The sequence below is a fragment of the Pseudomonas sp. ICMP22404 genome (assembly GCF_006227205.1).
In the GTDB taxonomy this organism is placed as follows: Bacteria; Pseudomonadota; Gammaproteobacteria; order Pseudomonadales; family Pseudomonadaceae; genus Aquipseudomonas.
The window spans coordinates 20,333-33,972 of record NZ_VCNG01000014.1 but is presented as its reverse complement, the minus strand read 5'-3'; the positions used below and the strand labels follow the sequence as shown (position 1 = coordinate 33,972).

12 protein-coding genes are annotated in these 13,640 nt (G+C 62.1%); all 12 read right to left on the bottom strand.

Annotated features, from left to right (window positions below; all coding sequences use genetic code 11):
* Positions 1-120 precede the first annotated feature (120 nt).
* Complete coding sequence (locus FGE05_RS22300) at positions 121-1,728, bottom strand: methyl-accepting chemotaxis protein (RefSeq protein ID WP_139648326.1); 1,608 nt, start codon at positions 1,726-1,728, stop codon at positions 121-123.
* Between the two features lie 200 nt (positions 1,729-1,928).
* The gene (locus FGE05_RS22295; protein ID WP_024780047.1) at positions 1,929-2,333 is read right to left on the bottom strand and encodes a TraR/DksA family transcriptional regulator; all 405 of its coding nucleotides are present in this window, start codon (positions 2,331-2,333) and stop codon (positions 1,929-1,931) included.
* Between the two features lie 326 nt (positions 2,334-2,659).
* Complete coding sequence (locus FGE05_RS22290) at positions 2,660-3,682, bottom strand: ABC transporter permease (protein WP_139648324.1); 1,023 nt, start codon at positions 3,680-3,682, stop codon at positions 2,660-2,662.
* A gap of 138 nt (positions 3,683-3,820) precedes the next feature.
* On the bottom strand, positions 3,821-5,374 hold the full coding sequence (locus tag FGE05_RS22285; RefSeq protein ID WP_139648322.1) for a sugar ABC transporter ATP-binding protein: 1,554 nt from the start codon (positions 5,372-5,374) through the stop codon (positions 3,821-3,823).
* A gap of 80 nt (positions 5,375-5,454) precedes the next feature.
* The gene (locus FGE05_RS22280) at positions 5,455-6,381 is read right to left on the bottom strand and encodes a sugar ABC transporter substrate-binding protein (protein ID WP_139648320.1); all 927 of its coding nucleotides are present in this window, start codon (positions 6,379-6,381) and stop codon (positions 5,455-5,457) included.
* Positions 6,382-6,434: 53 nt separating this feature from the next.
* Positions 6,435-6,587: a hypothetical protein gene (locus tag FGE05_RS29920; protein ID WP_162843601.1), complete on the bottom strand. Its 153-nt coding sequence runs from the start codon at positions 6,585-6,587 to the stop codon at positions 6,435-6,437.
* A gap of 141 nt (positions 6,588-6,728) precedes the next feature.
* Positions 6,729-7,781 carry a Gfo/Idh/MocA family oxidoreductase gene (locus tag FGE05_RS22275; protein ID WP_139648318.1) on the bottom strand — a complete coding sequence of 351 codons (1,053 nt, stop codon included), beginning with the start codon at positions 7,779-7,781 and terminating at the stop codon, positions 6,729-6,731.
* 136 nt (positions 7,782-7,917) lie between these two features.
* Positions 7,918-8,928, bottom strand: a complete 1,011-nt coding sequence (locus FGE05_RS22270) for a Gfo/Idh/MocA family protein (protein ID WP_139648316.1) — start codon at positions 8,926-8,928, stop codon at positions 7,918-7,920.
* Positions 8,929-8,958: 30 nt separating this feature from the next.
* Complete coding sequence (iolD, locus tag FGE05_RS22265; RefSeq protein WP_139648314.1) at positions 8,959-10,890, bottom strand: 3D-(3,5/4)-trihydroxycyclohexane-1,2-dione acylhydrolase (decyclizing); 1,932 nt, start codon at positions 10,888-10,890, stop codon at positions 8,959-8,961.
* Between the two features lie 145 nt (positions 10,891-11,035).
* Entirely contained in the window at positions 11,036-11,857 is an 822-nt protein-coding gene (locus tag FGE05_RS22260; RefSeq protein ID WP_139648312.1) for a TIM barrel protein, read from the bottom strand.
* Between the two features lie 59 nt (positions 11,858-11,916).
* Entirely contained in the window at positions 11,917-12,726 is an 810-nt protein-coding gene (gene iolB, locus FGE05_RS22255) for a 5-deoxy-glucuronate isomerase (RefSeq protein WP_139648310.1), read from the bottom strand.
* Complete coding sequence (gene iolE, locus FGE05_RS22250) at positions 12,723-13,616, bottom strand: myo-inosose-2 dehydratase (RefSeq protein WP_139648308.1); 894 nt, start codon at positions 13,614-13,616, stop codon at positions 12,723-12,725. The genes iolB and iolE overlap by 4 nt, the downstream gene beginning before the upstream one ends.
* Between the last annotated feature and the right edge of the window lie 24 nt (positions 13,617-13,640).

Sequence of the window (13,640 nt, the reverse complement as noted above, 5' to 3'; positions counted from 1 at the left end):
CGAGCAGGCTCGCTCCCACAGTGGCCTTCGGTGGCCGCAAGATCCGCGAACACCACAAATCCCCTGTGGGAGCGAGCCTGCTCGCGATCAGCGGTGAGCCTGCTCTATCCAAATGGAAACCTAGCGCGGCTTCTCGGGCTTATAACCCAACCGCAACCCACCCCAGTGGCGGCCCTTGAGCATGATGGGCACGGACAGGTCATGCATCAGCTCGCCCGTGTCGCGGGTGTAGGTCTGCAACAGCACCGGCTGCTGGTGACTGCCGCATCGAATCCCGGTCCGATCGGAGAACTTGCGCTTGGTACGGTTGTTCAGCGTGTCAACGGCGGGATCGCCGGTCAACGGCTGGCTGAAGACTTTGTTGTGGGTAGGCACATACCCCTGCTGGGTGCAGGCAATCGCAAACACCAGGCCTTCGTGCCGGGCGAGCAAAGGTTCCTGGATGGCCGGCAGGACCTGATCGGTATAACGGTCGAAACGGGTCTGGAACTTGGCGGGATGGGTATTGGGAATGGCCTGGTAGTTACGATCGAACAGATCCTCCAGACTGATACGCCCCTGATCGATATCCGCCTCGAATTGCGCGGCGATCTGACTCGCGCCTTCACGCGCCAGGTCATAGACCCGTTGGTGATAATCGTCGAGACCCACCTCGGCCAGGCGCTCGCTGATGGTTTCAGCCTGGCCTTCCATCTGCACGGCCGCCTCGGCCAGACGTTGAGTCTGCTGGTCGCTGATGGACAGGTCGCTGCGCATCTGCTCGATGGCGTGGAACAGGCTGTCGAGTTGCTCGCGGTTGGTGTCGGTGCCCTGGGCGATGGCGCTGACCTGGGTTTCGACCCCGGCCGCGAGCCGGGCAATGTTCTCCAGATGCTGGCCCGTGTGCTCGACCTGCTGCACACCGCTGTCCAGATCGGCGGCCAACTGGCGGATCTGCTCGACCACCTGGGCGGTGCGCTGCTGGATGTCCGCCACCATGACCCCGACCTCGCCGGTCGCCGCCGCCGTGCGCCCCGCCAGACCACGGACTTCATCGGCCACCACCGCGAACCCACGGCCATGCTCGCCGGCCCGCGCCGCTTCGATGGCCGCGTTCAACGCCAGCAGGTTGGTCTGGCTGGCAATCGACTGAATCACCAGGCTGACCCGCTGGATCTCGTCGCTGCGCACGCTCAACGCTTCGATCAGCTCGCGGCTGTCGTTTGCCCGCTGGCTGAGCTGGTGCATGCGGCTGATGGACTCCACCAGTTCGCTGCGCCCGGCAACGCTGCTGCGATGGGCTTCGCTGGCAGCCCCCAGGGCTTGCTGGCTGAGTTGAGAGGTGGCCTGTTCGGTGACGATCATCGCTTCGGCATTGCTGACAATCTGCGCCGCCGCATCGAGTTGCGACTGGACCTTGCCGGCCAGTTGCCTGACCGAATAGGCGACACCGGCGGCCGACAACGCGTTATGACTGGTGGTGTAGGACAGGTCACGGGTCAGCTCGGCCAATGAGCCAGAGCCAGGCGAGGATTGCGGTGCTGTAACCAGACGCGAGCGCAGGCGCGGCAACCAGACGATCAGCATCGCCAGGGGCAGGCCCAGGTACAGCGACCAGCCTCCCAGCACAATGCCGCACAGCAGCAAGGTCAGGGCAAGACTCTGCAAGGTCGGCGTCAGCCAGCGCGCCGTGCTTTCTGTAGCAGATACCGAGGCAGGCACCGCCGCCAGAGATCCGTCTGTCGCCATCTTCGTCACCACACTTCTCGTTGTTATGTCAGCATTAAACGCCACTACCGAGCCATTATCCATGGTCCATTAGTCGCGTTCTTGCAGCAGATCAACGCAGGTGTAGAGATTTTTCGAAGGCCGCTACGCAACTTGGCGGGAGCAAGCTCCCTCGCCCAAGGTCTATGCAGCCTTCGGTATCGCGAATGGCAGGTCGAGGATCAGGCCTGGCGCTGGTGCTTGTCGATCTGCTCGTGACGTTCCTGAGCTTCGATGCAGTACTTGGTGGTCGGGCTGATCAGCAGGCGCTTGAGGCCGATCGGCTCGCCGCTGTCGTCGCACCAGCCGAAGCTTTCGTCGTTGATACGGTCCAGGGCCTGCTCCAGCTGGGGCAGCATGCGCTGGTCACGATCGATGGCGTTGACCAGCCAGGTACGCTCTTCTTCTACGGAAGCAGCGTCGGCCGGGTCAGCCGGGGAATCCAGGCTTTCAATGGCGATTCGGTTCTGTTCGATGCGCTCGTGGGTTTCGACTTTCATGTTCTGCAACAGCTTGGTGAAGAAAGCCAGCTGCTCGGCGTTCATGTAGTCATCCGCCGGCATGGCCAGCAACTTTTCCTTTGTCATTGATATCTCTATAAAAAAACGTGCATTAAGGCGAATTATGGAGCGTCCCGCAGCGCAGCTGCCACGCTCGTCAGGAAGGCGCCGTCTATTCCAAGCGCCACCCGGCACTCAATTTACGAGGGGCGGCAGTCTAAGGCCGAGTCGAGGCCTCAGCAACCGAAAACATGGGAAAATGTCCGACAACCCCTTCAAATGTTCTCTGACAGGCTTCTGGCGGTCATCGGAGTGCGTTTATAACAAGAAATTCGGTGTAATGGCTGTATTAAGAAGACAAATGGCAACGCCACGCGGGTCAGGCGTGGCGCTTTGTCGCAACAGGGCAATCGTTAACGCTTGAGTTTGCGCTTGTTGCGGTACTGGTCGATGACCACCGCGACCACAATGATCAGCCCCTTGATGATGTCCTGGATGTAGGCATCGACACCCACGAAGGTGAAGCCGCTGGCCATGACGCCAAGAATCAGCGCCCCGATCACCGTCCCGGTGATGCGCCCTACACCACCGGCCAGGCTGGTGCCGCCGATCACGGCTGCGGCAATCGCATCCAGCTCATAGGACATGCCCATGCCGGCCTGTCCGGTCGCGGCCCGCGCCGAGGCCACCACTCCGGCGAGGCCGGCCAGCAGCCCGGCGATGCTGTAGACAATGACCAGATGCCGCTTGACGTTGATCCCCGAGGTACGCGCCGCCTGCATGTTGCCGCCGATGGCATAGGTGTATTTGCCGTACTTGGTGTAGCGCAGGGCGATATGGAAAATCACCGCCACCACCAGGAAGATGATCACCGGCATGGCGCCATGCCCGATGGCGGTGTAGGAATCCGACAACATGCTCACCGGCTGACCTTCGGTGTAGTAACGCGCCAGGCCCCGGGCCGACACCATCATGCCGAGCGTCGCGATAAAGGGCGGGATGCCGGTGATGGCGATGATGCTGCCATTGATCGCCCCGGCCAGCAGTCCCACGCCCAGCCCGGCCACCACCGGGATCCAGACCGGCAAGTCAGTCAGCGACGGGAACACCGCTCGGGCGAAGTCCGAGGTCTGGGCCAGGCTGGCGGCAATCATCGCCGACAGCGCCAGCACGGAACCGGACGACAGATCGATACCGGTGGTGATGATGACCTGGGTCACGCCGATGGCCAGCAGGCCGATGATCGACACCTGCAGGATCATCAGGACCAGGCGCTGGGAGTTCATCAGGAAGCTCTGGTCGCGCATGATCCAGCCGAACAGCTCGAACACCAGGCCAATGCCGATCAGTACCAGGAAGATACTCAGTTCCGTCGGCAACCGCCGGCGCGTCCTGGCCGAAGCGGCCGTGGGTTTGTTTTCCAGTATTGCGTTCATAGCCATCCACCTTTTTTTGTTCTTTGGCGAGGAGTGCTCTCTGCCGGGAGATGTAGCGGCCCGAAAACGGGGCGGTGCGACGTTTCGATAAATCCCCTCGCCACAATGTTGCTCGACTTTATTTTTTGAACGGGCGCGTCAGGCCAGGCCGGAGGCCAGTTGCATGACCCGCTCCTGGGTCGCTTCGCTCCGGTCGAGGGTGCCCATCAGGTCACCTTCGTGCATCACCAGGACCCGGTCGCTCATGCCCAGCACTTCCGGCAGTTCGGAGGAAATCATGATGACTGCCATGCCCTCGCCGGCGAGGTAGGCAATGAGCCGGTAGATCTCGGCCTTCGCGCCAACGTCGATGCCACGGGTCGGTTCGTCGAGGATCAGGATCCGCGGGTTGGTCATCAGCCAGCGGGCCAGTAGCGCCTTCTGTTGATTACCGCCGGACAGGGTATCGATGCACTGCTCCAGGGACGGGGTCTTGACCCGCAGCTTCTTGCACATGTCTTCGCACAAGGCGCGCAAGGCTTTCTGCTGGATGAACCCGTTGCCGACGTAATGGGGCAGCACGGCCATTTCCATGTTTTCCAGCACCGACAGGCACGGGAACAGCCCACTGAGCTTGCGATCCTCGGTCAACAAGGCGAAGCCCTTCTCGATGGCCATGTGCGGGTCGGTGATACGCACCGGTTGGCCGTCCAGCAAGATCTCGCCGCCGGTACTGGGCGTGACACCGAAGATCGCCTCGGCCACGTTGGTCCGTCCCGAGCCCATCAGCCCGGCGATGCCGAGGACCTCCCCGGCGTGGAGGTCGAAGGAGACCCCCTTGAAAACGCCGTCCAGGCTCAGGTCGCGCACCGACAGCACCAACTCGCCGATGGGTTTGTCCCGCTCCGGAAACAGCTGGCTCAATTCCCGTCCGACCATCATCGAGATCAGACTGTCGCCGTCCATGCTGTCGGCCCGTTGCAGGCCGATGTAGCGGCCGTCGCGAAACACCGCCACTTCATCGGCGATAGCAAACACTTCGTTCATTTTATGGGTGATGTAAATGATGCCCTTACCTTGGGCCTTGAGGTCGGCAATGATCGAGAACAGGTGGGCGACTTCCGTTTCGGTGATGGCCGAGGTCGGTTCGTCCATGATCAGGATGTCGGAGTCATAGGACACCGCCTTGGCGATTTCCACCATTTGCCGCTCGGCAATACTCAGGTTGCCCACCAGATCCTCGGGGTCGAGGTTGATCCGCAGGCGTTCCAGCAACCTGGCGGTGCAACGGTGCATCTCCCCGTGGTCGATCATGTGCAAGCCATTGAGCTGCTCGCGGCCGATCCAGATGTTTTCGGCGATGCTCATGTGGGGCATCAGGTTCAGTTCCTGGTGGATCATCGCAATGCCGGCCTGCAGCGCCGCCAGGGGCGTGTCGAAGGTGACCGGTCTGCCCCGCAGGCGCAGTTCACCGGCGTCCGGCTGGTAGATGCCGGCAATGATCTTCATCAGGGTGGATTTACCCGCGCCGTTTTCGCCCATCAGGGCCAGGACGGAGCCGGGACGTACCCGCAACTGCACGTCGGACAAGGCCACCACGCCGGGAAATCCCTTGCTGACATTGACGACTTCCAGCAGATACGGTTCGTCAGGTAATACGCCCGGCTGGACAGTCATTGCCGGGGCGCTCGAAGCTATCGCTGAGGCAAACATGGTCAGGTACTCCCTCGGCAAGGTCGGCGTGGCGTCCTTGCCTGCTTATTGTTGTGGTCGAACCAGTGGTGCGTGGAACGTTACTTGAACTGGTCGACGTTTTCCGGCGTGATCAGGCGATACGGCACCCACACGGCCTGCTCCACCGGCTGTTTCTTGATCATTTTCACCGCCGTGTCGATCGAACCGTCGGCCTGGCCCTTGGCATCCTGGAACACCGAGACCGCCATGTCGCCCTTCTTCACGGCGTTCAAGCCATCCGGCGTGCCGTCGACCCCGGCTATCAGAACGCTGCCCTTCTCCTTGCCGGCGCCCTTGAGCGCCATGGACGCGCCGATGGCCATCTCGTCGTTGTTCGCCACCACGGCGTTGAACTCACGCCCCTGGGTCAGCCAGTCGTTGACCAGGGTCATGCCCTTGTCCCTGGACCAGGTGCCGGTCTGTTCCTGTTCGATCTTGATGTTCGGGTACTTGGCGAGCACTTCCTTGACGCCCTTGGTGCGGTTGGTGGTGGAGTTGTTGGCCAGGTCGCCCAGCAGGATCACGATATCGCCCTTGCCCCCCATTTTGTCCGCCAGGTATTGCATCTGCATCCGGCCGGCTTCCAGGTCGTCCGAGGCAACAGTCACCACGCCCGCCGGCAGTTTCAGGTCATCGGGACGACGGTTGACGTAGACCAGCGGAATACCGGCGGCCACGGCGGACTTGGTGATGCGCTGGGTCGCAGCGGTGTCCACCGGGTTGACGATGATGGCGTCGACTTTCTGGCTGATGAAACTTTCCACCTGGCTCAATTGCTTGACCACATCACTGCGTGCGTCTTCGAACTGCAGGCTGACGCCGTCCGGCATGGACTTGGCTTTCTTGTCCATGGACTCACGCAGGTAAGTCAGCCAGGTGTCGTCGAACTGCGACATGCTGACCCCAATCTTCAGGTCCGCCAGGGCAGCGCCGCTGGCAAGCATCAACGACAGGGCCAACGAGGCGATACGGGTCTTGGTCTTCATGAACGGTCTTTCTCCACATTCTTGTTGGTTTTATGGATAAGGCGTGTCGGCGCTCAGGAACGGGGCAAACGCACGATGGGCGCACCGGGCATGCAACACACCACGGCGCCGTTGCGCTGGATGCACAGGGATTCGAACAGGGGAAGGACTGCGGACAAGCGCAGCAGATGTGACAGATGAAACGCAGAGCGGCTGAAGGTTTTCATCGACGGTACCTGGCTGTGTTTCTTGTTTTTGTTGAGTTCGCCGCTTGTTTAAGAAGCCATTGCACAAGCGGGAACAGGATGTCGGTAACCTGGAAAAGACTTTATTAGAAAATATTTTCCATATCAACAGATTTTAGAATTTTATTCGTTTTTTATTCCATGACCAATGGGCGTGGCTAACACCACCACTTCATGGCGCTCCGCGCTCTGCCGGGCAGCGTCCAGGATTCGGGTGGTCGCCAGTGCATCACAGGGCTGGACTGGCAGCGGGCCAGTTCCCTGCAATGCGGTTTGCAGGCGCTGGTAGAACTCGATCCAGCACCCCCGCTCCGACGTCACCCGCTCACGCTCGGTGCCGTGCTCGAACCAGCCCCAGCGTCGATGTTCTTCGGTCCCCCAGCGTTCGCCCTCTGTGGCCGGGCTCAAACCGGCCAGGGCCTGGGCCTCCTGTCCGTCCAGGCCCTCGACGGTATAACAACCCTCGGAACCACTGACCCGGAACCGTGGACGCGGCGCGTTCTGCAGGCAACTGCCACTCAAGTGCGACACCACGCCGTCGGCATGGGTCAGGGACATGAAGAAGCCATTGTCGAAAACCTGGCCTGGCCGCCGGTAGTCCAGTTCGGCGTAGATTCGCACCACTGGCCCGAACAGCTGCAACGCCTGGTCCACCAGATGACTGCCCAGGTCACGCAGGAATCCGCCACCGCTGCCCTTGCCCACCGACGTCGGCGAATAACGCTCGACACTGGACTCGAACCGCAGGACCTGTCCCAGGACACCGGACGCCAACAATTTGCGCACGGTCAGGAAGTCCGAGTCCCAGCGCCGGTTCTGGTACACGCACAGCGGCACGTTGCGTCGCTCGGCGGCCAGCACCATCGCCTCGGCCTGCGCGGCATCAGGGGCGAAAGGTTTGTCGCTGACCACCGCCACGCCCCGCTCGATGGCCTCCATCACCACCGCCGGACGACCGTCCAGAGGCGTGGAAACCACCACCGCGTCGACACCGGCCGCCACCAGTTGCTCCAGCGTGTCGAAAGCCTGGACATCAGGATGTTCGGTCGCCAGTTGCTGGCGGCGCTCGGGAGACCGGGTCACCACGCCCACGAACGTCGCCCCCGGCAAACTGCTGATCAGCGGCGCATGAAAGAATCGTCCACCCTTGCCGTAGCCCACCAGTCCGATTCGCATGAAAGCTCCTTGTCCCACAATTTAAATGCGGCCCTGTGGGAGCGAGCCTGCTCGCGATGGCAGCCTGTCAATCACATTGATGTCGCCTGACACACCGCCATCGCGAGCAGGCTCGCTCCCACATTTAAAACAGTGATCAACCGTAGAAACGCGGACGCTCGGGCAACTCCACCTTGACGATCTGCCCACTGCCCTGCGCCTCGATGCAGGCATCCGCCGCCACCGCCGCCGCGAAACCATCCCACGCCGAAGGGCCGCCCACCTGCCCGGCGCGGACGCCGTCGATAAAGGCCTGCAACTCGACGTCATAGGCGGCGATGAAGCGATCCTTCCAGTCCATCAGGATGGCATTGGACAGCTTGGCGCCACTGCGCAGCTGTACCTGCGACGGTTCCGGCAACTTGGCGATGCCGGTCTCCCCCACCACCTCGCATTGGATGTCATAGCCGTACTGACAGTTGACGAACACTTCCACGTCGATGCGCGTGCCCCTGGCGGTTTCCAGCAGGACGATCTGGGGATCGCGCAGGTGGGCCAGGGCCTTGCTGGTCTTGCGGGGGAAGACCACTTGCACCGACACGTAGTCGTCGGCCAGCAGCCAACGCAACACGTCCAACTCATGGATCAAGGTGTCGGTGATCGCCATGTCGGTCTTGTAGTTTTCACCCACGCTGGGGTTGCGGTGGGCGCAATGCAGCATCAGGGGTTCGCCGATCTGGCCGCTGTCGATCACCGCCTTGAGCGCCCGATAGCCCTCATCGTACGGGCGCATGAAACCGACCTGCACCAATCGCTTGCCATGGGCCACCTCGGCCTCGACGATCCGGCGGCAGCCTTCTGCCGTGACAGCCAGGGGCTTTTCACAGAACACCGGCTTTCCGGCGGCGATCGCCGCCAGCACGAACTCCTCATGACTCGGCCCCCAGGACGTGACGAGGATCGCCTCGACTTCCGGCGCCTTGATCAACCCGTGTCCATCGGGATAGACCTCGGCGGTCAGGTTCAGGTCGGCCACCACTTTCGCCGCCTGGGCCAGGTTGATGTCGGTCACCGCCACCACCTGGCTGTTGAGCAAGGTCTGGCTGCAACGACGGATATGGTCCTGGCCGATGGCCCCGGTGCCGATGACGCCCAGCTTCAAAGACATGTAGAACTCCTTATGTAGGGTTGGGGCAAATCAGTACTGACGGGCCTGGGCCAGTCGTTCATTGAGGGTCTTGGCGACGGCGTTGGTCCGGGCGCTGGTGGAGACTTGCGCCACACCGACCCGCCACCAGGACAGGTAGCCGTGGATCATGGTCTTGGGCAGGACCTTGATGTCGATCAGGGTCGAGACCGTTTGCAGCCGTGCGTCCGCCAGGGCCGCGTGCAGTTCGTCGAGGGTCTTCACCTTGTAGGTCTTGCAGCCGTAGGCCGCCGCACTCATAGCGAAATCCACCGGCACGAAACCGCCGTCGAGCTTGCCGGTGTCGGGGTTGCGGAAGCGGAACTCGGTGCCGAAGCTGTCCATCCCGTTCCCCATCTGTAAATTGTTGATGCAGCCGAACGTCATGTTGTCCAGCAGCACCACATTGATCTTGCGCCGCTCCTGAATCGAGGTCGCCAGCTCCGAATGCAGCATCATGTAGGAACCGTCACCCACCAGGGCGTACACCTCTTTATCAGGCTCGGCGAGTTTCACCCCCAGCGCCGCATTCACCTCGTACCCCATGCAGGAATAGCCGTATTCGAGGTGATAGGTATTCACGCCCTTGCTGCGCCAACTGCGCTGCAAGTCCCCGGGCAGGCTGCCGGCGGCGGCGACAATGATCGCGTCATCGGCCAAGGTTTCGTTGAGCGTGCCCAGCACCCGACTCTGGGTCAGGCAGGAGCCGGTGAGTTCGATGAACTCGCGAAACACCGCCGGATCCATGCCGTCATCGATTTCCGGGACGAAACCCTCGGCCTGATAATCGGCCTGGTAGACCCGGTCCACCTCAGCCTCCAGTTGCCCCTTGGCGTCAGCGATCCGCCCGCCCCATTCGGCACGGTAATCCCCCACGGCACTGGACAGCGCCTCCAGCCCCGCACGAGCATCGGCCAGCAATTGCACGCCGTCGAGTTTCAGCGCGTCGCATGGGCTGACATTGAGGTTGAGGAATTGCACATCCGGATGCTGGAACAGCCATTTGGAGCCGGTGGTGAAATCGCTGTAGCGGGTACCGATGCCGATGATCAGGTCCGCTTCCTTGGCCAACAGGTTCGCCGCCAGGCAGCCGGTTTCGCCAACACCGCCGACGTTCAGCGGATGACTGGATATCACTGCGCTCTTGCCGGCCTGGGTCTCGGCAAAAGGAATGCCGAAGCGTTCGGCAAAGGCTTGCAATGCGGCGTTGGCGCCGGCGTACTTCACCCCACCGCCACAGATGATCAGCGGCCGACGCTTGCCCTTGAGCAGGGCCAAGGCATCGCCGAGCATCGCCGCGGTGGCCGGACGGCGGTCGATGCGATGCACACGCTTGGCCAGGAAGTAATCCGGGTAGTCATAGGCTTCGGCTTGCACATCCTGAGGCAGCGCCAGGGTCACCGCGCCGGTTTCAGCCGGATCGGTGAGCACGCGCATGGCGTGGATCGCGGCGCTCATCAATTGCTCGGGACGGTTGATCCGGTCCCAGTATTTGCTCACCGCCTTGAACGCATCGTTGGTGCTGATGCTCAGGTCGTGGAACTGCTCGATCTGTTGCAGCACCGGGTCCGGTTGACGGCTGGCGTAGACATCGCCGGGCAACAGCAGTAGCGGAATGCGATTGGCCGTCGCGGTGGCCGCCGCCGTCAACATGTTCGCCGCGCCGGGACCGACCGATGAGGTACAGGCATAGATCTTGCGGCGCAGGTGCTGCTTGGCGAAACCGATGGCGGCATGGGCCATGCCCTGTTCATTGCGGCCCTGATGGACCACCAGGTCGCCGCTGTCCTGTTCCAGCGCCTGGCCCAGGCCCAGCACATTGCCGTGGCCGAAAATGGTAAAGACTCCGGCGACGAACTTGCTCTGGACGCCGTCGACCTCGACGTACTGGTTATCGAGGAATTTCACCAGGGCCTGGGCCATGGTCAGTCGTGTTGTGGACATGCTTGCACCTTGTCTGGAATGCGATCCCTGTGGGAGCGAGCCTGCTCGCGAAGCGGTATATCAGACAACATCACTGTCGAATGTGAGATCGCTTTCGCGAGCAGGCTCGCACCCACAAGGGGGCTCATCATTTTTGAGAGGCGTGTCAGGCCTGGGAATTCTGCAGATGGCTCATGCTCGCCCCCAACGCCTGGCGGATATCGGCCAGTTCATGGACGCTCTCGGCGAACGGTTCGAAGGACAGGTAACCTTCATAGCCACCGGCCCGCAGCGCCTCGATCTGTGCGGCGTTGCCGAGGATGTCGGCCTTGCCTACCAACACCCGGTGGCCGTCGCGGATCGTCGCCAACGGCGCCTGGGCATCCTCCACGCCGGAGATGTGCACCAGCCCGGTCAGCTCGGGGAAGAACGCCTGTTCACCCGCCAGATGGTGGTGAAAAGTGTCGTGAACCAGGCGAAACACATCCAGCCCGCCGATGGCCTTGATCGCTTCCACCGCCGTCCCCTTGCGGCGCAACGAGCACTCCTCGAACCCCAGGGGCTCGATGAAGCCGTAGATGCCGAAGGCCCGCAGGATCGGCGCCAGTTCGCTGAGCGCCGTACGCAGCCCCGTCGCGCGCTCGGCCTCGCTGCGTGGGTCGGCACGCTCATTGAGCGGGCACATGACCAGGCCCTCGGCGCCACATTCGCGTGCATAGTCGGCCAACCTCACGGCCTGGGCGCGACGCTCTTCGTTCCATACATCGAAGGGATAGAGGGCGTTGATCGACAACACCTTGATGCCCCGCTCCTCGCACAATTCACGCACGCGAGCAGGTGCCATGCCGTTCTCGATCTCGACGCCTTTGAGATCGTTGCGGATCTCGATGGCATCGGTTTTCAGGGCCAGGGCCAGATCGATGAATTCGGGCAACGCCAGGCGCGGAGCGACCATTCGGTTCAAGGCAAAACGCAGGGGCTTATTCATCTTGTTATCCCTCCAGTGTCCATACGAAACGGTTTGGGTGATCGGGCAGCAAACGGTGTTCAGAGATCCAGCAACCAACTGTGCTGTGGGTCGTTATGGAACTGCCAGACCCGCTTCGGACCGGCCATGACATTCAGGTAATACGACTCGTACCCGTAGGGCACGCTGACCGGGTGGTAGCCCTTGGGCACCACCACCAGGTCGCCGTTCTCCACGGCCATGGCCTGGTCGATGCTGCGGTCGTCGGTGTAGACCCGTTGGAACACGAAGCCTTGGGACGGGCTGACCTGGTGATAGTAGGTTTCCTCCAGGAAACTCTGGTGCGGCAGATCGTCGGTGTCGTGCTTGTGGGGTGGATAGCTCGACGAGTGACCCGACGGCGTGCGCACTTCCACTACCAGTAACGAATGGGCCGGTTCGCTGTCCGGTAGGATGTCGCAGACATACCGGGTGTTCGCCCCCTTGCCGCGCACGCTGCGCTTCATGCTATCGGGACGGATCAGCCGTGGGCCGTAGTCGTTGTGGCTAGAGCCCGGCGCGGCACAGACGGCGACCTGAACATCGCTCAGGGCGATCACCTGGGCCTGGCTGCCGGGTGGCAGGTAGGCGGCATAGGGCGATTTATCCTCGAACACTGACTGACGATCGCCGAGGTTGTCCCAGGCGAAGCTGCCCTGCCCCGGCGCTTCGCCCTTGAGGCTGATGCGACCGCTGAGTAGCACCAGGCACAACTCCTTGTCGCCGGCGGCCACCGGCAGGGTTTCGCCGAGGCTCAGGCGGTAGGCCGCAAACCCTACGTATTCCAGCTCACCCTGGGGCAGTTGGACCATGGTCCGGCCACCGGGCTGGTTCTTGATCAACAGACTCATGACGAACTCCTTTCCTGCAGCAAGGCGCGCAAGGTGTCGTAACCCTTTTTGGCGTAGGCATAACTCGGCGCCACGGCCGGATCCTGCTCGGCTTCCACCACCAACCAGCCCTGATAATCGGCGGCCAGCAGGACGTCCAGCAACGCGGCGAAATCAATGTCGCCGTCCCCCGGCACGGTGAAGGTGCCGTTGACGATGCAATCCGGGAAGCTCCAGAGATGGTTGCGCGCCAGTTGCACCACCGGCTTGCGCACATCCTTGAAGTGCACATGACAGATCCGCTCGATGTGCTTGCGCAAGACCTGTAGCGGCTCGCCACCGCCCATATAGCAGTGACCCGAGTCGAACAGCAGGCCGACCTCACTGCCGGTCAGGGCCATCAGTTTGTCGATGTCCGAGGGCGATTCGACGTAGGCCCCCATGTGGTGGTGATACGCCAGGCGCACGCCCTGGGACAAGGTGAAGCGGGCCAGTTCGGTCAGCTTGTCGGCATAGGCCTGCCAGGCGGCGTCGGTGTGGAAACGCGGCCGCTCGATCAGGGGAATGCGCTGGCCCTGGATCGAGTCGGCGACTTCACCATAAACCAGCACCGTTGCGCCGTTTTGCGCCAGCAACTGGACGTGGGCGGCAATCGCGTCGATTTCCTCGGCCGCCGAGCGCCGGGCCAGGCGACTGGAGTACCAACCGGACACCAGTGCCAGGTCGTAGGGACGCAGCACATCGCCAACGCCCTTGGCGTCCTTGGGAAACTTGCCGTTGAGCTCGAACCCCTCGTAGCCGATGGCCTTGCCTTCGCTCAGCGCGGTGCTCAACGGCGTCTCACCGCCCAGGGACGGCAAGTCGTCGTTGCTCCAGGAAATCGGGTTGATGCCAATTCGAATAGCGGGCATGGCTGCACCTTTTATTGTTTTTAC

Coding starts and splice junctions, on each gene's coding strand:
- FGE05_RS22300 (WP_139648326.1), bottom strand. CDS start 1,728: ATGGCGACAGACGGATCTCTGGCGGCGGTGCCTGCCTCGGTATCTGCT.
- FGE05_RS22295 (WP_024780047.1), bottom strand. CDS start 2,333: ATGACAAAGGAAAAGTTGCTGGCCATGCCGGCGGATGACTACATGAAC.
- FGE05_RS22290 (WP_139648324.1), bottom strand. CDS start 3,682: ATGAACGCAATACTGGAAAACAAACCCACGGCCGCTTCGGCCAGGACG.
- FGE05_RS22285 (WP_139648322.1), bottom strand. CDS start 5,374: ATGTTTGCCTCAGCGATAGCTTCGAGCGCCCCGGCAATGACTGTCCAG.
- FGE05_RS22280 (WP_139648320.1), bottom strand. CDS start 6,381: ATGAAGACCAAGACCCGTATCGCCTCGTTGGCCCTGTCGTTGATGCTT.
- FGE05_RS29920 (WP_162843601.1), bottom strand. CDS start 6,587: ATGAAAACCTTCAGCCGCTCTGCGTTTCATCTGTCACATCTGCTGCGC.
- FGE05_RS22275 (WP_139648318.1), bottom strand. CDS start 7,781: ATGCGAATCGGACTGGTGGGCTACGGCAAGGGTGGACGATTCTTTCAT.
- FGE05_RS22270 (WP_139648316.1), bottom strand. CDS start 8,928: ATGTCTTTGAAGCTGGGCGTCATCGGCACCGGGGCCATCGGCCAGGAC.
- iolD (WP_139648314.1), bottom strand. CDS start 10,890: ATGTCCACAACACGACTGACCATGGCCCAGGCCCTGGTGAAATTCCTC.
- FGE05_RS22260 (WP_139648312.1), bottom strand. CDS start 11,857: ATGAATAAGCCCCTGCGTTTTGCCTTGAACCGAATGGTCGCTCCGCGC.
- iolB (WP_139648310.1), bottom strand. CDS start 12,726: ATGAGTCTGTTGATCAAGAACCAGCCCGGTGGCCGGACCATGGTCCAA.
- iolE (WP_139648308.1), bottom strand. CDS start 13,616: ATGCCCGCTATTCGAATTGGCATCAACCCGATTTCCTGGAGCAACGAC.